Source organism: Corynebacterium sp. KPL2825 (genome assembly GCF_037908445.1).
GTDB lineage: Bacteria > Actinomycetota > Actinomycetes > Mycobacteriales > Mycobacteriaceae > Corynebacterium > Corynebacterium kefirresidentii.
The window spans coordinates 144,932-164,615 of the sequence record NZ_JBBMGI010000001.1 but is presented as its reverse complement, the minus strand read 5'-3'; the positions used below and the strand labels follow the sequence as shown (position 1 = coordinate 164,615).

Here is a 19,684-nt window from a genome sequence, read left to right as displayed (position 1 = left end):
TAATGCTTAGTCCACGGTGCGGTGGCAAGTACCACATAAACGATTTTCACTCCTCGCTCTTGCTGCCTTTCATTCCGCATTGACCGGGGTGCGCTAGTAGTGTGGGGGCCTATGACTGACCTGAAAACCACCGCCGGCAAGATCGAGGACCTGGACGCCAAGCTTGCCGAGTCCCGCGCACCGCTGGGAGAAGGCGAGCCGGCCGCCCGCACCCGCGTGACGCAGCTGCTCGATGAGGGCTCCTTTGTGGAAACGGACGCACTGGCCCGCCACCGTTCCACCGACTTCGGCCGCGAGCATGACCGCCCCTATACAGATGGCGTGGTTACCGGCTACGGCACCATCGATGGCCGCCGCGTATGCGTCTTTAGCCAGGACGGAGAAATCTTCGATGGAACGATGGGTGAGGTTTATGCCGAAAAGCTCACCAAGATTTATGACCTCGCCATCAAGACCGGTGTTCCCGTTATCGGCATTTATGAATCCACCGGCCCGCGTGTACAAGAAGGCATCGTCACCATGGCTGGATACGCCCGCCTCATGGCGCGTGTCTCCCAAGCCTCGGGCCTCATTCCGCAGATCTCCGTTATCGCGGGCAATACCAGCGGCATTGCGGCGTTCGCGCCGACGTTTGCTGATGTCCTCATAGTGACCCAAGGCACCGCCCTCCACCAGGCTGCCAGCCACGTGGCCGGCGCGGAGCCAGAGACCTTTGGCGGCGCCGCAGCCCACGCAGAGTCCGGCACCGCTCACCTGGTGGCCAGCGACGACAAGCAGGCTTTGTCCCTCGTGCGCGACGTTTTGGCTTACTTCCCCGCCAATAACCGCGCGGAGGCGCCGCGTGTGGATGCCGGTAGCGTCGCGGACTTTGATCTCAATAGCGTCATTCCGGATACCGCCGCGCAGGCCTATGACATAAACGATGTCATTAAGGCTGTAGTCGATGAGGGGTCATTCTTCGAACTCTCTGCAGAAGCGGCCCAAAATATCGTCACTGGCTTTGCCTACATCGATGGCCGCACCGTCGGCATCGTTGCCAACCAGCCGCTAGCATTGGCCGGTGCACTGGATTCCGCCGCCGCAGAAAAAGCCGCGCGCTTCGTGCGCACGTGCGATGCCTTCAATACTCCCATCGTGGAATTCGTGGACTCCCCAGGCTTTGTGCCTACCCCGGAAGAGGAAAAGGCAGGCCTGCTTCGCAGGGCGTCGAAGTTTGCCTATGCGCAGGCCGAAGCGAGCGTCGGCAAGCTCACTGTAATTACCCGCAAGGCTATTGGCCCGGCCTACGTATTTATGGGTGCAAAAGACCTGGGGGCGGACCTGGTCTACGCGTGGCCCACCGCAGAAATTGCCGTCACCCAAGCCTCCCAGGCTTCCCTGGCCATCTATGGCTCTGAGGAAAAGGAAGAAGAGATGGACGAGCTCTTCTTGCACCCGTATGCCGCTGCGGAGCGCGGGCTGGCCGATAATGTCATCGAGCCTTCCGCCACCCGCCACTACCTGGTGGAAGGCCTGCGTCTGCTAGAGCGCAAGGCCGTGGCGCAGGTACCCAAGAAGCACGGAACTGTTTAGGAGGCGAGATGTCTACGCCTGAAATCAAGGTAGTAAAGGGCAATCCCACTGAAGACGAGCTCGCGGCCCTGCGCACGGTGTTGGCGCAGATGAGTGCAAAGCACTCGGGTGCTACCGGCGAGCGCAATGAATGGGGCAACCCGGCTGAGCGCTTCGAGCGCTTTGGGACGCAGCGCATTTATAATCCCTCCGCTTTCCATACAGTGCGGTACTTCTAATGCGGCTTATCCTCGCCTCCCAATCGCCCTCGCGTGCGTCCATCTTGCGCGGCGCGGGCGTAGAACCTGTCTTGGAACCGGCCGACATTGATGAACGCTCCCTTGAAGCCTCGCTCGCCGGCCGCCCACCGGCCGATATCGTGGCGGCCCTAGCGACAGCCAAGGCCGAAAAGGTGGCCGAGCGCTACCCCACCGAGCCCGTCATCGGCGGCGATTCTATGCTGTTGCTCGGCGGCGAGTTACAAGGCAAACCGCACACCGAGGAAGCCACCATCGAACGCTGGCACCAGCAAGCCGGCCGCACGGCCGAGCTGCTTACCGGCCACTGCCTCCTCTTTGGCGATAGGCGCCATGTGGAAACATCTACCACCACGGTTCACTTTGCCCACGCCAGCGAAGCCGATATCGCAGCGTATGCCCGATCCGGTGAGCCACTCCAGTGCGCCGGTGCTTTTACTTTGGAGGCAATGGGCGGCTGGTTCATTGACCGCATCGAAGGCGATCCTTCCTCCGTTATTGGGCTTTCCCTGCCGGTGGTGCGCCGCGCGCTGTATTCATTTGACCTTAACGTCTCCGATTTCTGGTAGCTGCGCGCCGGCGTCGCTACAGTGGGGTGGCATGGAAATGAAAGACATGCTTGCCCCGAAACCCATTGAGCTGCCTGCCGATCCCGGTGCGGACTCCACCTCGGATCTCGCCGCCGGCATCGTTGCCCATCCGGATTCTCCGCTGCTGTGGGCCTTGCTTGCTGAGCAAGAGCTTAAGCAGCAGGAGGGCGCTGAGCCAGCCGCTTTCATCACCGCCTACGCCTACGCGCGCACGGGCTACCACCGTAGCCTGGACCGCCTGCGCGGGAATGGGTGGAAGGGCTGGGGCCCGGTCCCCTTCTCCCACGAACCGAACCAGGGCGTGCTGCGCGCCATCGCCGCCCTCGGCCATGCCGCTAAGGCCATCGGCGAGGACGATGAGTACGACCGCATTCGCCAAATGCTTTCCGACGCCGACCCGGACAGCGTCGCCACCCTCCTCGACTAGAGTTGGAGAGCCGCCATGCCTGCCGTGCCTCCTCGCCGCTTACGGCGATTCTCTGCCGCCCTACTACTTGCCACCTCCCTGCCACTAGCGCTTAGCGCCTGCAGTTCCCAAGAAGATTCTTCTTCCTCCGAACAGCCAGTCTTTTCCAGCCAAGCACCGGCCGAGACTGAAGCATCCGCAGGAGACGAGGCCGCTGCTACTAAGGCGTCATCCCCGTCAGACTCAACCGACAAAGGTGAAAAGGCCACCACGCAGCAACAGGAAAAAGGCAAAGACCGCACATGCACAGAACTGCCCAACGACCCGCGCACGGTCTATGCCTCTGGCACCGCACCTGGGCGCATGCCCGCTGACGATGGCAGCGATTTCAACTTTTGGATCGGCGATATCGAGAACTCCTACGACCCCTGCGCGACGATTAGCTGGATTATTTTCCGCGGTTCAATGGGCGACGTGGAAGGCCCGGCAGGCACCGGCGCCTCGATTGCTGATGGGCTAGCTCTCTATGTCAATGGCGCCCCGGCCAAGGACATGTCCGCCTTCGACAGGGTAGAGAGCGTCACCCCAGTCTCCGACAACCAAGTCGATTTCACCTGGGGAGAGCGCAGCCGCTCCACCGCGGAGGGCATTACCGCGCACCACACCGTGCGCCTACAGGCACAAGGCGACACCATTGAACCAATTTCTGGTGAAGTCGAGGAATTCAACAAGATGTGGGTCAATCATCACAGCTATCAGCTGGGTACATACGATTAGCCTTTAGCCAGCCCGCAAAAGGCCTCGGACTCTACGACAAACGCCCCAGCACAATCTGCTGGGGCGCTCCTCATTTCTCGCATTGCTACTCGCCTTGTTCAGCGAGCCACTCATCGCAAAAGATTAGTCCATTTTGTCGAGGATATCGCCGGTGTTTTGGGCGATCCTCACGTTTGCCACCATGGCTTCTAGAAACAGCCTGATAGCCACCATAAAGGCGTAGTAGATAATGGTGCACAGGACTGCTAAGAAGATGAACGCGAAGATGCTTCCGAAGATGGCGGAGGCGGAATCCTCCTGGATGCCATAAATGCCCATGCCGGTAGCGAATAAGAAGGCCCCGAGAAGGTGCAGAATCCACATGATCCCGCCAAGAATCAAGGCGACCTTATAGATTTCCTTCACGTGGGTGATGGTCAAGAAGTGCTTGAACTCGAATTCAAAAAGTCCACCCAAGAGCCCATCCTTTTTGCCCAAGCTCTTGAGAGCACCGCTCATGCGACTGTTCTTATTACCCAGATCTTGGCCAGAATCGGCAGGAGCAGCGCTAACCGAAGGGAACTCTCCGAATCCTTGGCCCGTGCTCTGCTGTTGAGCGTAATCGCCAAAAGCCGGTTGCTCGTTCGTGGACTGGACGGAACCGAATTGGTTGCCGTTCGCAGCAGCGTCCGTTGATGCCGAATCCGTGAATGGGTTATGTGCACGGGAGGCAGCGCCCTGACCTGCGGCGGAGGACTGCATGGCCCAGAAATCGGAGTTGCCGGTACTTGGAGATGCCGCAGAAGCAGCCGAAGCATCCTCCTCGGCTGGCTTCTGAGAGGACAGATCCCGCGGGTTTCCAAAATCACCAGACGGATCAGTGTGACCGAATGACTTCGTTTCATCTACATCGAAAGAGCCAAACTCCTTGGTCTCATTCACCTCGGCAGCGCTGGCTCCCTCAGCGTTTTCCGCAGCATCCCCAGCGCGGTGGTGCGGAGTTTCGGAAAAATCGCGCGGGGAAAAATCCTTCGGGAAACCGGCGGAATTGAAATCATTATCAGCCATTATGCGGTCCTCAAAATGTTTTAGGGATGGTAGGAAAATGCCCCACGGTCTCCCGTGGGGCTACTTGGCAGGATACAGCGTGCGCTAGGCGTTCGCGTCCTGCACGCGACGAATCGCCTCGGCGGCAACCTTTTCTTGGATTCCCATGTCCAGCTCGGAAGTGAAGCCAACGCAGGAGCAGTTGATCTCGCCGAGGACGTAGTTGTCGGTGCCATCGGGGGCGTCGTCAAGCATGAAGTCCGCTGTCCAAATCAGCGGAACATCCTTGGTATCGCCGAGCTTCTCTGCGATAACGGGACGCGCCTTATCGAACATCTCCAGCAGCTCCGGCCACGATTCCGGCTTATCGTAGGTGTACTTGGCACCGGAGAAGAGCGTAGCGGAGAAGTTATCGCCGCCCTCCGCCGGCTTCTTGTGCACGATAAATACTGGCTCATTGCCCACGAGCAGGATGCGGATTTCGCCCTCTACAATGCGCGGCATAAAGCGCATATCCACCAGCATGCCGTTATCGCCCACAATGTACTGGTCACAGAAGTCCATGAAAGCGCCCAGCTTGTAGTCATGGGTCTGGTTATCCACTGCCTCAGTGCACTTCAAAGCGGTATCGAGCGGAAGTGCGGTCCCCGGTTCAACGGACTGGGCAAGATCCTGGTCCGCGAGGCGCACGCGCCAGATGCCTTCACCCGTGGAACCGCGGTTTTGCTTGAGCACGCGCTCGCCATAGGACAAGGAGGTGGGGAAGGTATTATGCAGCTCTTCTACCTCGTAGTACGCCGCAGTATCGTCCGGCACTAGCGGGGTGTCATTGAGCTTGACCAGTGCGTCCTTGGCGCCATAGGCCATCATATCCGCCGGAGTGGACATACCTACCAGGCCGGCATCTGCCAGCTTGCTCAGCAATTCGAAGTAGCCCTTCTCACCGCCGGGGATATTGCCGGGGTTGACGCGGGAAATATAGGCATCAAAGTTTTCAGAAACCTGAGTGTAGATCTCTTCAGACTTGTCCGGATGGAAGTAGATTACCTCTGCCTCCCAGCCTTGTTCCTTGATCGCATTGACGATTGGCATGGTGTCCTTGCGGTGGCCATCTGCGCCTTTATCCGAGCCGCCTTCTACCTCAAATACAACAATTGCCTTGTGCACTTGCAGTTCCCTTCATAGGTGGTGTTCATAGCACGTTGTCGCACCATATTCCGAGTTTATCCCAGCTTTTCTTCCTCCGCGCGCCCAACTGCCCCCTCCCTTTAACCCCGCCGGCCGGCGGCCCCAATCACCGGTTAAAACCTGTATCTCAGGCCACAGGAATAATGCCCGAGTGATCATCACGGGAAAAATCGGGTTAAAGTGGTAGGAACGAATTATTAACCCTTATATGAAAGGCAGGCGGACAGTGGCTGACGTTGATCCCTATCCCCCATTTCAGGAATACGCACACCCCGAGCGCCTCGTGTCTGCACCGTGGCTGTCCGCACGCCTAGGCATCAAAGGCCTGCGCGTTATTGAGGTGGATGAAGACTCGCTCCTCTATGACATTGGCCATATCCCCACTGCCACCCGCATTAACTTCCGCACGGAACTACTTAGCCCACTTACCCGTGATTTCATCGACGGAGAAGAATTCACTTCCCTAATGCGAGAGAAGGGCATTAACGCCGACGATACGATTGTTCTTTACGGCGACAAGTCCAATTGGTGGGCTGCCTACGCCCTGTGGGTATTTACCCTCTTCGGGCACAAGGACGTTCGCCTGCTCGATGGCGGCCGCAATGCGTGGATGGCCGAGGAACGCGATACCTCTTTCATGGTTCCAGACTTCCCAGCATCCGAATATCCCGAAGTAAGCCGCGATGACTCTATGCTGCGCGCCTTCGTAGATCAGGTGCGCGAGACCGAAGGCACGCTCGTAGACACCCGCAGCCCAGAAGAGTTTGCGGGCGAGGCCACCGAACACGATCCCAATGGCGATTCCGCCTACGGCACCACCATGCGCCACGGCCATATCCCTAGCGCGATCAACCTCGAGTGGGATCGTTCCACCTACCCCAACTCCTGCTTCCGCTCGGCCGAAGAGCTTCAGGTCAATTACGGAATGTTGGAGCCTGAATCTGCCACAATCCTCTATTCCCACGTGGGCGCCCAAGCCGCGCATACGTGGTTTGTGCTCACGCATCTTTTGGGATTCACAAAGGCGCAGGTCTACGATGGTTCGTGGTCTGAGTGGGGCAATATGGTGAAAATGCCGATTGAGCGTTAGTTTTTCGGTTTAGCCGTATAAGCCCATGTCCACACTGGATGTGGGTTTATTTTTGTTCAAAAATGTCCCCCTTGCGTGCGTGAAAATTAACTCATGCTTTTGTGTGCAAGAATAGATTGCGTATTCAACCTAATGTGTTCAGGAGGTTGCTGCCGTGGCAGTAGAAACCAAAAAGATCTCAAAGGTTCTCGTAGCGAACCGCGGTGAGATCGCCGTTCGCGTGATCCGCGCGGCCCGCGACGCTGGCATTGCTTCCGTCGCCGTCTACGCCGAGCCAGACGCCCAGGCACCCTTTGCCTCGCTTGCCGACGAAGCCTTTGCACTCGGGGGCACCACTTCTGCCGAGTCCTACCTCGTCTTTGACAAGATTCTGGAGGCCGCAGAAAAATCCGGCGCGGATGCCATCCACCCGGGCTACGGTTTCCTATCCGAAAACGCCGACTTTGCTCAGGCCGTCATTGATGCCGGATTGACCTGGATTGGCCCCTCTCCTGAGTCCATCCGCAACTTGGGCGATAAGGTAACCGCGCGGCACATCGCCGAGCGCGCCGAAGCCCCTATGGCCCCGGGTACTAAGGATCCGGTGGCTGGCGCCGATGAGGTGCAGTCCTTCGCCATGGAATACGGCCTTCCCGTTGCCATCAAGGCTGCCTTTGGCGGCGGCGGCCGCGGCATGAAGGTGGCCTACTCCGCAGAGGAAATCCCCGAGCTCTTTGAATCCGCTACCCGTGAGGCAACCTCCGCCTTCGGCCGCGGCGAGTGCTTCGTAGAGCGCTACCTGGATCGGGCCCGCCACGTCGAGGCCCAGGTGCTGGCAGATAAGCACGGAAACGTAGTGGTCGTCGGCACGCGCGATTGCTCCCTGCAGCGCCGCTTCCAAAAGCTAGTCGAGGAAGCCCCCGCGCCTTTCCTTACCGATGAGCAACGCACCTCCATCCACGAGTCTGCCAAGCGCATCTGCCGCGAGGCCGGCTACTACGGCGCCGGCACCGTTGAGTACCTGGTGGGCGCCGATGGCCTCATTTCCTTCCTGGAGGTCAATACTCGCCTGCAGGTGGAGCACCCCGTATCCGAGGAAACTACCGGCCTCGATCTCGTGCGCGAGCAGTTCCGTATCGCTGAGGGCCACGAGCTCTCCCTGCAGGAAGACCCCACCCCGCGCGGCCATGCCTTCGAGTTCCGCATCAACGGTGAGGATGCCGCCGCAAACTTCATGCCAGCCCCCGGCACCATCGTGAAGTACTCCGAACCAGCTGGTCCGGGCGTGCGCGTAGATTCCGGCGTCGTCCAGGGGTCCGTCATTGGTGGACAGTTCGATTCCATGCTGGCCAAGCTCATCGTCTGGGGGCCAGACCGCGAGACCGCACTGCGTCGCTCCGCCCGCGCCCTATCCGAGTACACGGTTGAGGGCCTGCCCACCGTTATCCCGTTTGACCAGGCTATCGTTGCTGACCCAGCTTTCACTGCAGTAGATGGCAACTTCGGCGTCTACACCAAGTGGATCGAAGAGGAATGGGATAACCAGCTTCCCGCCCACGATGATTCCACTGATGCCGAAGCCGCCGAGGCAGAACCTTCCCAGGTACACACCGTGGAGATCGACGGCCGACGTATCGAGGTAGCCCTCCCCGCGTCCTTCAGTGCCAACGGCACCCCACGTAAAAAGAAAAAGCGCAAGGGTTCCGGCGCCAAGGCCGCCGTTTCCGGCGATGCGGTTACCTCCCCAATGCAGGGCACGGTCATCAAGGTCAATGTGGAAGAGGGCCAGGAGGTCGCCGAAGGTGAGGTCCTCCTCGTTCTCGAGGCCATGAAGATGGAAAATCCCGTCAAGGCGCATAAGGCCGGCACCGTTACCGGTCTGGCAGTAGAAGCAGGCGCTTCTACCACCAAGGGCAGCGTGCTGCTGGAAATCAAGTAGCCTACCCCGCTAGCCTTGGAAGAATGACTGCTTCTTCCCTCGGCGTACGCTTGGCCAAGGAAGAGGATCGTGATTATCTCGCGGTCCTCTTCCCTTCTTATATCTCTGAGTGGTCCCCCATCGTGGACGGCGGTGTCCTCGCCTTGCCCATGTCCGCGAACGAGGATCCCACCACTGCTCCCCGCGGCGCCGCGCTTTTGCGCTACTACCCCGCCGCTGACAAAGGCCCAGCTTTCTTGGGCGATCCCTTAGCCCACCCGCTTGACGACGCCGCCTGGCTCACCCCCTTCGATCCCGAGGAAATCCCCGAGCTCGTCGTCGCCACCGACGATCCAGCCGCCCGCACCCTGCTCATTAGCAACGCCATCGACCTCGCGGCCGAGCAGACCGCTCCTGGTATCTCGTCGGCCACGCCCCTACCTGGTTTCGAGGAGCTTGCCCCAGGTAAATTCTTCCGCCGCTTTTAGCCCCCCAGGGTCCAGCCGCCTGTCTGCTAGCCTGGCAACAATGTTGACAATAGATGCAGACTACGGACATTCCGCCGCCTTGGGGCACCTAAATCGCAGCTTTGATGTCGGTCGCGTATACGGCCTGAAAGGCCCGAATGGTGCGGGTAAATCTACGCTGCTGCAGACGTTGAGCGGCGAGATTGCCCCACTAAATGGCACCGTTTTCATCGACGGTGCCGCGCCCGGTAGCGCTGCGGCGGCCGGTTCCGTCATCTCCGTCGGGGACCCAGTCTTTCTCCCCGACCTCACCGTGGGTGAGCACTTTAGTGTGCTATCCCGCCGGACCGGCGTGGACTTTACCGAGATCCATGAGCTCTGGGCCCTCGACCAAGCCATCCTGAATTCTGCGGTCAGCGATCTTTCCTCGGGCCAGCGCCAGCGCGTCTACCTCGCAGCCCAGCTCTATCAGCCGGCCAAAGCCCTGCTTATCGACGAGCCCGAACGCCACCTCGACCACACCTGGATCGACTTTTTGGCCGAGGAGCTACGCCACCTCGCAGCCGATGGCCGCTGTGTTGTACTTGCTTCCCATTCTCCAGCCATCTTCGATGCCTGCGACGAGGTGGTGGAGATTTCATGAAACTTCTCTCCACAGCCTCCTCAGCCATCTATTACACTTTCATCGCGGCACTTATCGCGAGCGTCAGCGTCTACGCCTGGCACAATGCTGCAGCGCTTCTGCCCTCGCTAACACAGCGCACGGCCGCTGCTCTGCCCGCAACCGCGACCATTGGCGCCGGGCTCGGCTCGATCGCCCTCATCGTTCTCCTCGAGGCGCTCTATCCGCTGCGCAGCCTTTCGCTCGGGCGTTGGGTCTATGCGGATAGGCCGCGGGGGCGCATGGGAGGCGTCGATAAGCTGTCTATTGCGCAGCTCGCCGGCGTAAGCCTCCTTGGCCTCGCCCTGTGCACGTCACTGCATCTTCCGCTCTATGCGGCGATAACCCTACCCCTGCTGCGGTTTGTCATCGGCTGGCGGTCCTTCGATCTCGCCTCGCTCCTTCACGCGGGCCGTACCCGTGCCATCGGCTCGTCCTCCTTTGGGCTACTGGATTCTGAGGTTTCTGCCGATGCCATCGCCTCCCAATCCGCGCGCCTGCGCCCGCGCTCGCATACCACGGCTTCGCTCAGTCTCCTCTTTGCTCGGCGCCTGTATCGCCGGTGGTACATCCCCCTCGGTGCGGTCGCCGTCATGGGGCTGACCCTAGCGCTTGCCCCACAACTCGGCAGCTTGGCGCTCATAGGATTCGCTGCCGCATGGTCAATTGTCGGCGCCGCCACCGGCCGCGCTGCATCCTTTGGCCGCATCACCGACGGCACCTGGCCCGACTGGGGGCTACCCTTGGCTGCTTCCGCAGGTGCCGCAGTTCTTGGCACCACCTTCATCGCCTTGGTGTGGAAGCTGTCTTTGATCACGCTCGCAGCGTGTTGTTTAGGGCTTACCTACGCCGCCTTTAAACGTTCCCGCCCCGCACGTGTGACCACCATGAATATCATCGATACCGGCGGCTTCGGCGCCTCCTTCTCTCCCGAGGTCTTCGGTTACTTCATGCGCGGGAGCTACGGTATTGCTGCCATCGCAGTAGCCCTTTTCCTCTAGTCTCCTCGCCTCAACGCCCCAGGTATATCACTGCTTTAAGTCACACATACCTGGGGTTTCTTTGTGATCTTATTTTGTATTACACTAAGCAATACAGATTGTGTTACTGTAAGTGATACAAAAGAGATTGGAGGTGACACATGTTTATTAACCTCAACCCCGAATCTGACGTCCCCGTATTTCAACAAATTCACGATGAAATCGTCGTGGCTATCGCTCGCGGACAACTTTCCGATGGCGACAAGCTAGATCCCGTCCGCCGCGTTGCCAAGGATATAGGCATTAACCCCGCCACCGTGAAGAAGGCCTACGACCTCTTGGTTTCCGATGGCCTCGTAAAAACCGCCGGCCGGTCCGGATCCATCGTCAGGCCTGGTTCTCGCACCGCCTCACAAGAAAAACAACTGAATGAGCAATTAAGCCGCGTAGTCGCACTCGCCCGCGCCCAAGGCTTTAGCCCAGATGAGCTCCACGCTCGACTCAGCTCCACCCTTAATGACCTGGAAGTATCACCATGATTTTCACACTTTTAATGGCCGCCACCACCCTTGCTATCACTTGGATTATGGCCCAAACGCCCTCCCTGGCCTCACCTGGCACACCGCTCGGCGTCCGCGTACCCAAGGCTTATCTTTCCGATCCTGCCGTTACCTCCGCCCTTGCCGGATTCAAGGTACGAACGTGGACCTGTGGCATTGCGGCGACGGTCCTGTCCCTCTTTGCCTGGAAACTACCGCTATTAGCCGCCGTACCTTCCCTCGTGGTAGCGCTCGGTGGCATGTGGGCTTATCTATCCCAGCGCCGCCGCATCATCGCCGCTAAAAAAGCGGGCGGCTGGTTCGACGAGGTGGAAACCACCATCGCTGCCCGTGTTTCCCACAAATCCATTGGCACGCCCAACTTCGACGGCTTCCCTACGCCGACTTTTCCATGGGTAACCATGCTCTCTTCCCTGTTGTGCATCGCGGCCGGTGCAATCATCGTCGCTTCCCACTGGTCCGCCATTCCGGACCCCGTTCCCGTGCATTGGAATGGCTCCATGGAAGCCGACAATTGGAGCGACAAATCAATCGGGAGCGTGTTTTTCTCCTCATTCGTGGCTCTAGGCGAGCTCTGCCTATTTGCCATTATCTGCTCTTTTATCGCGCATAGTGAGGTGTCCCCACGCTCTGAGCGCAGCATTAAAGCGCGGCTGCGTAACGAAGCCAACCTCGCTGTCACGAACACCGGAATGGGAGTACTTACTCTGCTCATCAGCGCCGGGATGGCCTTCATACAGGTAACCGGCCCTATCCCGCACTATCAACGCTTCCACAGCGCCGCGATCATCACAATGTTGATTCTCGCCATTGGTGGCAGCATCGGTCTAGTTGTATTTCTTCTCTACAAGCAATCCCGGTTATCCGAGCAATTGCGCGGCATTCCCTTTTCCGATGAAGACAAAGAATCACCGGACAATGACCACCTCTATAAATGGGGCGTAATGTATTACAACCCGGATGACCCAGCGGTACTGGTAGATAAGCGCTTCGGTACGGGAATGTCGTTTAATTATGCCCGGTGGCAGGCCAAGGTCTTTTTCGGCCTCGTGATACTCATCCTGGTCGGCTCGTTAGCATTGCCCGTCCTCCTTGGCTAAGGCAAACCTCCGCTATCATCGCGAATCAACGATTTCGTCCATCTAAAGCAAGGATTTCGTCGACGGATCTGGTCATTTGGATGGGCGAAATCGTTGATTTCTACCGCTGCTAGACACCAAGGCGCCCCGCTGCCTCGAGATAAATCGAGGGAAGCGGGGCGCTTGAGTGTGCAGACTAGTTGATTACAGCAATGAGGTCGCCGCCTTCAACCTTGGTGGCCTGGCCGATGGCCACGCGTTCGACCACGCCATCCTTAGTGGCGGAGATGGAAGCTTCCATCTTCATTGCCTCAATGACGGCAATTTGGTCGCCGGCCTTCACCTCGTCGCCAGGCTTGGCGGTGGGATTGACCACGCCGGCGAATGGTGCGGCGACATGTCCCTCGTTGGAAGGGTCAGCCTTTTCTACGGTGGCGACGGTGGACTCGGCGTTTTCGTCGCGAACCTTCATCGGGCGAATCTGACCGTTGACATTGAGCACGACGTTACGCATGCCCTTTTCATCCGGCTCACCCACGGCGTCGAGACGCACCACGACCTGCTTGAGATCGGCGCGATCGGTGGAGCCTTCTGGGAAGTAGTGGACTACCTTTTCTTCGCCTTCAGTCAGACCGTAGAAGAAGGTGGTATCCGTCAGCGCCTCGGTATTGCCGTACTTACGGCGGAACTCGTTGAACTCCTCGAACTGCTTGGGAAAGAGCAGGCGGTTCAAGCTGGCACGGCGTTCATCCGAATTATCGGACTCGAGGTGCGGCTGCTCCTCAGCAGGAACTTCGCTGATTTGGGCGCCGGTCGCCTCGCGACCGTCGAGCACCTTATCGCGCAGTTCCGGCCAACCACCAGGAGGGGTACCGAGCTGTCCGCGGAGGAACTGGTTAACCGAGTCCGGAATATCAAACTTCGTCGGGTTAGCGGCGAAGTCTGCAGGATCTACGCCCGCGCCAACAAGGTGCAGGGCAAGATCGCCCACGACCTTGGAAGATGGGGTGACCTTGGTCGGACGCCCCAGCATCTCATTGACCGCTGCATAGGTGTCCTCGATGACCTCGAAGCGATCCGCCAAGCCAAGAGCAACGGCTTGGGCACGCAGGTTGGAGAGCTGACCGCCTGGAATCTCGTGTTTGTACACGCGACCGGTCGGGCCAGGGATGCCGTTCTCAAACGGAGCGTAGAGCTGGCGCACGGCCTCCCAGTACGGCTCGAGATCGGAAACTGCCTGCAGGTCGATGCCGGTGTCGCGCTTGGATTGGGAGAAGGCCGCAATAAGCGCCGACAGCGATGGCTGCGAGGTGGTTCCTGCCAGCGGCGCGGAGGCGCCGTCGACAATGTCGGCACCAGAGAGCGCAGCCGCATAGTAAGTGGCCATCTGTCCACCGGCGGTATCGTGCGTGTGCACGTGCACCGGCAGATCGAATTCCTTGCGCAGCGCCATGACCAGCTTGGAAGCAGCCTCTGGGCGAAGCAGACCCGCCATATCCTTGATGGCGAGGATATGGGCGCCGGACTCCACAATCTGCTCGGCCAGCTTGAGGTAGTAATCCAGCGTGTACAGGTTCTCCTTCGGTGAGGAAAGGTCGCCGGAGTACGCCATGGCCACCTCAGCAACGGTGGTATTGGTCTCGAGGACGGCATCGATGGCGGGGCGCATCTGGGAGACGTCGTTAAGAGCATCAAAGATACGGAAGACGTCTACGCCGGACTTGGCTGCTTCTTGGACGAAACCGCGGCAGACCGAATCCGGGTATGGGGTATAGCCCACGGTATTGCGGCCGCGCAGGAGCATCTGGATATTTTGGTTCGGCATAGCCTCGCGCAGCATGTCTAGACGCACCCAGGGGTCCTCGTGGAGGAAGCGCATGGCGACGTCATAGGTAGCACCACCCCATGCCTCCACGGAGAAGAGATTCGGAGTCATGCGCGCAACGGCCTCGGCCGCAGAAACCAAGGCGGTACTACGCACGCGGGTGGCCAGCAGGGACTGGTGGGCGTCACGGAAGGTGGTGTCCGTAACCATGAGTGCGTGCTGCTTACGGATCTTTTCTGCCCACTTCTGTGGACCAAACTCGAGCAGATCATCGCGGGAACCGCGCGGTAGCGGCTCAGAAGAGTCCAGCTCGGGGAGCTTGTCAAAGGGACGCAGCGCCGTCGGGCGCTTGCCGTTGGGTTTATTAACGGTGGTCTCCGCAATGTACTCGAGGATTCGACCAGACTCATCGACGGCGGGCGGCGCCTTGAGCAGGTGCGGGTGCGCGTTGATAAAGCCAGTGTCCACACGGGTCTGAGTGAAGTCCGGCTCGCGCAGCAGGGCGCGCAAAAAGCCGATATTGGTGGCCACACCGGAGACGTGGAACTCGTTGAGCGCGCGTTGGGCGCGCTGCACGGCCTGCTCGAAATTGACGCCGCGGCAGGTCATCTTTACCAGCAAAGAGTCAAAGTTCGGCGATACTTCTGCACCCACAGAGGTTGCACCGTCCAAACGCACGCCAGCGCCGCCCGGCGAACGATACGCGGTCAGCGTACCGGTATCCGGGCGGAAACCATTATTCGGATCTTCAGTGGTAATGCGGCACTGAAGGGCAGACCCGGTGATGGAAATCTTGTCTTGGGCGAGGTGAATATCCTCCAGCGAGGCACCGGCCGCGATATTCATCTGGGCCTTCACGATGTCGACGCCGGTGATTTCCTCGGTCACGGTGTGCTCCACCTGCACACGCGGGTTCATCTCGATAAAGACGTGGTTGCCGCGCTCATCCACGAGGAATTCCACGGTACCTGCACCCTCATAGTTGATGTGTTCGCAGAACTTTACCGCATCTTGGCAGATGCGGTCACGCAGCTCTGGGTCTAACGTCGGCGCTGGGGCGATTTCCACTACCTTCTGGTGGCGGCGCTGGACGGAGCAGTCACGCTCAAAGAGGTGAATAACGTTGCCTTGGCTATCAGCCAGAATCTGCACCTCGATGTGCTGTGGCTTGATTACTGCGGTTTCAAGGTAGACGCTGCCATCGCCGAATGCGGCTTCCGCTTCGCGGGAGGCCTCGGCAGCCTTCTCGCGCAGCTGATCTTCGGATTCTACGAAGCGCATTCCGCGCCCGCCGCCACCGGCAACGGCCTTAACGAATACGGGGAAATTGAAATCCTTGGAGTATTCCACCAGCTTATCGACGTCCGTCGATGGTTCTGAATCCTGCAACGTCGGCAGCCCAGCTTCCTTCGCGGCGCTTACCGCTGCAGCCTTATCACCAGTCAAATCCAGCGTGGAGGGGGTCGGGCCAATGAACTTAATTCCATTGTCCTCACAGGCACGAGCAAGATCCGCCCGCTCCGAAAGGAAACCGTAGCCGGGGTAAATAGCATCCGCTTCCGCTTTCTTCGCGGCGCGAATGATTTCATCGATATCGAGATAAGCCTTTACCGGCTGCCCCTCGGTACCAATACGGACGGCCTCATCCGCAAACGCACGATGGAAGGAGTTACGGTCTTCACGAGGGTAGACCGCTACGGTCTTTGCCCCAGTTTCAAAGGCAGCGCGAAATGCACGCACGGCGATTTCGCCGCGGTTGGCTACCAGAATCTTTTTGAACGATGGAAGCGCGGGATTAGCCACTTCTGTGTTCCTTTCAGCTCGGAAGACGCCGCGATGCAACGCCTCCTGTTGGGTGATCCGCATCTCAGTCTAGAGGGCCACTCCTCAAATGTCTGCCCTTTTTAACGCCGAATTCGCCACACTTACCAGCCACGGAGCCACCTTGCGGACATTTCTACAGGTCGACCAGTAATAACAAGGTTGGCGATTCTGTAAATGTTGCAAATTTTTAATTCAACAACTTACACAGCGGGGACACCCGCTTTTACACCGCAGCTCCACCCCATATCACTCCTACCGTTGACCGCGGGCACCTTTCGTTATATGGTTACCCACATAAATGGTTAACCCATACACCGGAAAGGGAATCATATGCCACGAATCAGAGGGGCCGCAGGATGAGTGACACCCGGCCTATTTACCAGCAACTGGCAGGAGGGATTAGGGACATGATCATCAGTGGCGAACTGCCAGAGGGCGAACGCGCCCCCAGCACCAACGAGCTTTCCGCATTCCACTCCGTCAACCCGACCACCTCTGCCAAGGCGCTCACCGTCCTCTTCGAGGAAGGGCTGCTGGAAAAGCGCCGCGGCTTGGGCATGTTTGTACGCGAAGGCGCTCGCGAGAAGGTTCGCCATCAACGCCAAGAATCACTTAGGGAAGACTTCATCGTTCCCCTCCTGAAAGAAGGGGCCGCATTGGGATTAAGCGCCAGCGACATCGCCGACCTCATCGAAGCCGAAGGAGACCATCATGACGCACCTTAAGTTGAAAAACGTCACCTGCAAGCACCGCCTGCACGTGCCGCATCTCGATCTCAACTCCGGCATGTACGGATTGATCGGGCCCAATGGCGCCGGCAAGACCACGCTTTTGCGCACGGTAGCGGGGTTCCTGCCTACCAAGGGCAGCATCGATACCCCACTGGTGGCGATCGCGCGCACCGGCGCCGATATCTTGCTTTCCGGTTCTACTGTGGCCCAACACCTGCGGGCCGCAGAGCACGTCCGCGAAAGATTCGACGTGGGGTATGCGGAGGAGCTTTTGGATAGTTTGGGCGTCGATAAGCGCTACAAGAACCGTTCTTTAAGCACCGGTCAGCGCCAGCTAGTTGCCTGTGCCACTGCCCTGGCAGCGCGCACTCCGGTTGCCCTCCTCGATGAGCCTTTCAATGGCCTAGACGCACCGACGCGGACGCGCCTGCGAGAGCTCATCATCGCCCATGCCGCGGCCACCCCGGATTGGCTGCTCGTACTTTCTTCCCACCGAGCGGAAGACCTCGTAGGTTTGGTTGACCAGGTCATTACCGTGCAGGAAGGCACAGTCAATAAGCCCACAGATCTTGAATCTCAGCGGCCGCATTACCCCGTGCTCACAGGCAGCGCAAAGAACGTTGAGCAAGCACTCGCGCTTGCCGACGCCCTCCCCCTCCACCAATCCTCCCTCGGCTCCACCGCCAAGGTTCATGCCTGGTCCCCAGTACCGTTTCCAGCTGATACCGCAGCCGCCGCCCACGTCACTGTTTCCTACCTCGACGATGGTCAACTCATTGATTCCCTTGTCTCCCGCGCCCATGAATCCACCCGCACATCACAAGAGGAGTCCTAGTCATGAAGCTATTGAAGTCCTTCAACCTCAACGCCACCAAAGCGCTCATCGTTATTAGCATCATCGTCATTTTGCTGTGGGTTCTCCCGTATGCCGTCCCCAGCGATCCCTCTGCCATCGGTGCCAATCCGACTGGCTGGGGAATCTTCGCAGTCTTTATATGGGGTCTCTACTGCGCCTTCGCCGCAACCGAATACCGTTCCTTGCGTGGCCTGGGGATGCGACCCCGGCAATGGCTTAGCAGCATGCACGCGACACTGTGGCTAGCCGCGCTCATTTTTGGAGCCGTCGCCTGGACCGCTTACTACATCGCGCTGCAATCGGGTGCGTACGCGAATTCTTCGTGGGCAATCACCCCCGGCGCAGTAGAAGCCAGCCTTCCGTTTTGCTACGCGGCAACCTTCGGTAGCTTCGCCTGTGGTCACCTCATAACCGGATACATTGGCGCACTCATCGGTGTGGTAGTAAGTAGCGCAAACCAAAGCTCCCTATTCGTTCGGCTCCTGCTAATCGCCGGCATCATCATCGGCTTATTCCTAGCGGATGGCATCGTGATTACTCTCGCTGAATCATTTGGAGCTGTAGAAATCGGCGCCCCATGGCCCGGCATGTTTTTCTTCGCTGGTTTAGCTGTCCTTATCTGCACCGCAGCAATTCACATCCTGGCGCGGCGTATCCAGCCATAGCCCGACTGCAGAAAAACCACGACAGAAATGTCGGCTCCCCCCGCTCCGGCCAACTTGACGGTGCCGGAGTCTGGGGGAGCTGACACGTTTTAGAAGGACTTCGGTGGAACCGAACGCTGCTCCTCGCCGTTATAGGCGGAAAGCGGACGGATAAGCGAGTTATTCTCGTTCTGCTCTACGATGTGCGCAGTCCAGCCGGTAATGCGGGCCATGACAAAGATTGGCGTGAAGAATTCAATGTCAAAGCCCAGGATGTGATAGGCAGGTCCAGCCGGGAAGTCGAGGTTCGGTTTGATCTTGATGGAGGTGTTTTCCTCCATCGTCTTGGCCATGATGTCATACATCTCAACCCACTGGGTCTGGTCGTGCTGTTCGGCCAGCTCCTTAAACGCTGCCTCCATTGTTGGCACGCGGGAGTCGCCTTTTTTGTAGACACGGTGACCAAATCCCATGACCAATTCCTTGTTCGCCAGCTTCTTCTTGGTCCACTCTTCTGCCTTGGCAGGATCGGCAATCTCCAGGAAGTTTTTCATCACGGCCTCGTTGGCGCCGCCATGCAGGGGCCCCTTGAGCGCGCCGATGGCCGCGACGATGGCGGAATAAGTATCGGACATGGTCGAGGTCACCACGCGGGCTGCGAAGGTGGAGGCGTTAAAGGAGTGCTCCGCATAGAGGATGAGGGACTTATCAAAGGCCTCGATATCGGCTCGGTTGGTAGCTGGGGAGCCTTCCTCATCACCGAAGACCATCCAAAGGAAGTTCTCCGCAAAGCCCTTCTTGCGGGAGGGTTGGATGTAGCCTTCGCCGCGGCGACGTCGAATATCAAGCGCAATGATGGTGGGAATCTTGGCCATAAGCTCCAGCGCGGTGCGGCGGATATGCTCGGAATCCTTGGTGTATTCTTCTGGGTCTTGGGAACCGATATAGGAAATGGCGGTACGCAGTACATCCATCGGGTGGCACGATAGCGGCATGGACATGATGAGGTCGATGACGTGGCGCTCCAAGTGGCGCAGGGCCTTCTCGCGGGCGGAGAATCGAATAAGCGATTCTTGGCCTGGTAGTTTGCCGTTCCACAGCAGGTAGGCCACTTCCTCAAAGGAGCAGTAACGAGCCAGCTCTTGGACGGGATAACCGCGGTAGGTCAACGAGTTGGTTTCAGGAACGACCTTGGAAACGGCAGTTTCATCGACGACGACGCCGTATAGGCCCTTGCGGATTTCGGGGGTGTGGTTCTTATCAGACATGGTGGGA

Annotated in this window: 18 protein-coding genes and 1 pseudogene; 15 read left to right on the top strand and 4 right to left on the bottom strand. The window is 58.9% G+C overall.

Features of this window, described 5'->3' with window-relative positions; genetic code table 11:
• Positions 1-111: 111 nt before the first annotated feature.
• From WMQ00_RS00875 to WMQ00_RS00855, 5 genes are read left to right on the top strand one after another with little or no spacing between them, the layout of a single operon-like run.
• Positions 112-1,572 (top strand): acyl-CoA carboxylase subunit beta, encoded by a 1,461-nt coding sequence (locus WMQ00_RS00875; RefSeq protein ID WP_023020699.1) that lies wholly within the window; start codon positions 112-114, stop codon positions 1,570-1,572.
• An 8-nt stretch (positions 1,573-1,580) separates the two neighbouring features.
• The gene (locus tag WMQ00_RS00870) at positions 1,581-1,790 is read left to right on the top strand and encodes an acyl-CoA carboxylase subunit epsilon (RefSeq protein ID WP_200288162.1); all 210 of its coding nucleotides are present in this window, start codon (positions 1,581-1,583) and stop codon (positions 1,788-1,790) included.
• Complete coding sequence (locus WMQ00_RS00865; protein ID WP_023020697.1) at positions 1,790-2,377, top strand: Maf family protein; 588 nt, start codon at positions 1,790-1,792, stop codon at positions 2,375-2,377. The genes WMQ00_RS00870 and WMQ00_RS00865 overlap by 1 nt, the downstream gene beginning before the upstream one ends.
• A gap of 31 nt (positions 2,378-2,408) precedes the next feature.
• Positions 2,409-2,825: a DUF3151 domain-containing protein gene (locus WMQ00_RS00860; RefSeq protein WP_034655777.1), complete on the top strand. Its 417-nt coding sequence runs from the start codon at positions 2,409-2,411 to the stop codon at positions 2,823-2,825.
• Between the two features lie 15 nt (positions 2,826-2,840).
• Complete coding sequence (locus tag WMQ00_RS00855) at positions 2,841-3,581, top strand: hypothetical protein (protein WP_200288164.1); 741 nt, start codon at positions 2,841-2,843, stop codon at positions 3,579-3,581.
• Positions 3,582-3,704: 123 nt separating this feature from the next.
• Here WMQ00_RS00855 and WMQ00_RS00850 read toward each other — a convergent pair whose 3' ends face one another.
• Together WMQ00_RS00850 and WMQ00_RS00845 are read right to left on the bottom strand one after the other, a co-directional pair.
• Positions 3,705-4,628: a DUF4282 domain-containing protein gene (locus tag WMQ00_RS00850; RefSeq protein WP_340440579.1), complete on the bottom strand. Its 924-nt coding sequence runs from the start codon at positions 4,626-4,628 to the stop codon at positions 3,705-3,707.
• An 84-nt stretch (positions 4,629-4,712) separates the two neighbouring features.
• Complete coding sequence (locus tag WMQ00_RS00845; protein ID WP_200288168.1) at positions 4,713-5,774, bottom strand: Cj0069 family protein; 1,062 nt, start codon at positions 5,772-5,774, stop codon at positions 4,713-4,715.
• Between the two features lie 247 nt (positions 5,775-6,021).
• On the opposite strand from WMQ00_RS00845, the gene WMQ00_RS00840 reads away from it, so the two are divergent.
• The 7 genes and pseudogenes from WMQ00_RS00840 to WMQ00_RS00810 all read left to right on the top strand — a co-directional run.
• Positions 6,022-6,885, top strand: coding sequence for a sulfurtransferase (locus WMQ00_RS00840; protein ID WP_023020692.1), 864 nt, complete (start codon positions 6,022-6,024; stop codon positions 6,883-6,885).
• Between the two features lie 154 nt (positions 6,886-7,039).
• Positions 7,040-8,803 carry an acetyl/propionyl/methylcrotonyl-CoA carboxylase subunit alpha gene (locus WMQ00_RS00835; protein ID WP_049383646.1) on the top strand — a complete coding sequence of 588 codons (1,764 nt, stop codon included), beginning with the start codon at positions 7,040-7,042 and terminating at the stop codon, positions 8,801-8,803.
• A gap of 23 nt (positions 8,804-8,826) precedes the next feature.
• On the top strand, positions 8,827-9,270 hold the full coding sequence (locus WMQ00_RS00830; RefSeq protein ID WP_023020690.1) for a hypothetical protein: 444 nt from the start codon (positions 8,827-8,829) through the stop codon (positions 9,268-9,270).
• A gap of 40 nt (positions 9,271-9,310) precedes the next feature.
• Positions 9,311-9,892: an ABC transporter ATP-binding protein gene (locus WMQ00_RS00825; protein ID WP_023020689.1), complete on the top strand. Its 582-nt coding sequence runs from the start codon at positions 9,311-9,313 to the stop codon at positions 9,890-9,892.
• Entirely contained in the window at positions 9,889-10,911 is a 1,023-nt protein-coding gene (locus WMQ00_RS00820) for an ABC transporter permease (RefSeq protein ID WP_301732330.1), read from the top strand. The genes WMQ00_RS00825 and WMQ00_RS00820 overlap by 4 nt, the downstream gene beginning before the upstream one ends.
• A 140-nt stretch (positions 10,912-11,051) precedes the next feature.
• Entirely contained in the window at positions 11,052-11,429 is a 378-nt protein-coding gene (locus WMQ00_RS00815) for a GntR family transcriptional regulator (RefSeq protein ID WP_340440578.1), read from the top strand.
• Positions 11,426-12,472, top strand: a pseudogene (locus WMQ00_RS00810) (DUF1648 domain-containing protein); the annotation flags it as partial. The gene WMQ00_RS00815 and the pseudogene WMQ00_RS00810, both read left to right, overlap by 4 nt.
• Positions 12,473-12,725: 253 nt before the next feature.
• Here WMQ00_RS00810 and WMQ00_RS00805 read toward each other — a convergent pair.
• Positions 12,726-16,157: a pyruvate carboxylase gene (locus WMQ00_RS00805; protein ID WP_340440576.1), complete on the bottom strand. Its 3,432-nt coding sequence runs from the start codon at positions 16,155-16,157 to the stop codon at positions 12,726-12,728.
• A gap of 377 nt (positions 16,158-16,534) precedes the next feature.
• On the opposite strand from WMQ00_RS00805, the gene WMQ00_RS00800 reads away from it, so the two are divergent.
• The 3 genes from WMQ00_RS00800 to WMQ00_RS00790 are packed head-to-tail and all read left to right on the top strand — an operon-like array spanning position 16,535 to position 18,430.
• Positions 16,535-16,903 carry a GntR family transcriptional regulator gene (locus WMQ00_RS00800; RefSeq protein ID WP_049359605.1) on the top strand — a complete coding sequence of 123 codons (369 nt, stop codon included), beginning with the start codon at positions 16,535-16,537 and terminating at the stop codon, positions 16,901-16,903.
• The gene (locus WMQ00_RS00795; RefSeq protein ID WP_340440575.1) at positions 16,890-17,744 is read left to right on the top strand and encodes an ATP-binding cassette domain-containing protein; all 855 of its coding nucleotides are present in this window, start codon (positions 16,890-16,892) and stop codon (positions 17,742-17,744) included. The genes WMQ00_RS00800 and WMQ00_RS00795 overlap by 14 nt, the downstream gene beginning before the upstream one ends.
• A gap of 2 nt (positions 17,745-17,746) precedes the next feature.
• A complete protein-coding gene (locus WMQ00_RS00790) occupies positions 17,747-18,430 on the top strand; it encodes a hypothetical protein (protein WP_023020682.1) in 684 nt (227 codons plus the stop codon).
• 89 nt (positions 18,431-18,519) lie between these two features.
• On the opposite strand, the gene WMQ00_RS00785 is transcribed toward WMQ00_RS00790, so the two are convergent.
• Entirely contained in the window at positions 18,520-19,677 is a 1,158-nt protein-coding gene (locus tag WMQ00_RS00785; protein WP_340440574.1) for a bifunctional 2-methylcitrate synthase/citrate synthase, read from the bottom strand.
• Between the last annotated feature and the right edge of the window lie 7 nt (positions 19,678-19,684).

Excerpts from the sequence above, each read along its gene's own strand:
- WMQ00_RS00870 (WP_200288162.1), top strand. The coding sequence starts at position 1,581 with ATGTCTACGCCTGAAATCAAGGTAGTAAAGGGCAATCCCACTGAAGAC.
- WMQ00_RS00865 (WP_023020697.1), top strand. The coding sequence starts at position 1,790 with ATGCGGCTTATCCTCGCCTCCCAATCGCCCTCGCGTGCGTCCATCTTG.
- WMQ00_RS00875 (WP_023020699.1), top strand. The coding sequence starts at position 112 with ATGACTGACCTGAAAACCACCGCCGGCAAGATCGAGGACCTGGACGCC.
- WMQ00_RS00785 (WP_340440574.1), bottom strand. The coding sequence starts at position 19,677 with ATGTCTGATAAGAACCACACCCCCGAAATCCGCAAGGGCCTATACGGC.
- WMQ00_RS00830 (WP_023020690.1), top strand. The coding sequence starts at position 8,827 with ATGACTGCTTCTTCCCTCGGCGTACGCTTGGCCAAGGAAGAGGATCGT.
- WMQ00_RS00790 (WP_023020682.1), top strand. The coding sequence starts at position 17,747 with ATGAAGCTATTGAAGTCCTTCAACCTCAACGCCACCAAAGCGCTCATC.
- WMQ00_RS00815 (WP_340440578.1), top strand. The coding sequence starts at position 11,052 with ATGTTTATTAACCTCAACCCCGAATCTGACGTCCCCGTATTTCAACAA.
- WMQ00_RS00855 (WP_200288164.1), top strand. The coding sequence starts at position 2,841 with ATGCCTGCCGTGCCTCCTCGCCGCTTACGGCGATTCTCTGCCGCCCTA.
- WMQ00_RS00820 (WP_301732330.1), top strand. The coding sequence starts at position 9,889 with ATGAAACTTCTCTCCACAGCCTCCTCAGCCATCTATTACACTTTCATC.
- WMQ00_RS00800 (WP_049359605.1), top strand. The coding sequence starts at position 16,535 with ATGAGTGACACCCGGCCTATTTACCAGCAACTGGCAGGAGGGATTAGG.
- WMQ00_RS00795 (WP_340440575.1), top strand. The coding sequence starts at position 16,890 with ATGACGCACCTTAAGTTGAAAAACGTCACCTGCAAGCACCGCCTGCAC.
- WMQ00_RS00860 (WP_034655777.1), top strand. The coding sequence starts at position 2,409 with ATGGAAATGAAAGACATGCTTGCCCCGAAACCCATTGAGCTGCCTGCC.
- WMQ00_RS00825 (WP_023020689.1), top strand. The coding sequence starts at position 9,311 with ATGTTGACAATAGATGCAGACTACGGACATTCCGCCGCCTTGGGGCAC.
- WMQ00_RS00850 (WP_340440579.1), bottom strand. The coding sequence starts at position 4,628 with ATGGCTGATAATGATTTCAATTCCGCCGGTTTCCCGAAGGATTTTTCC.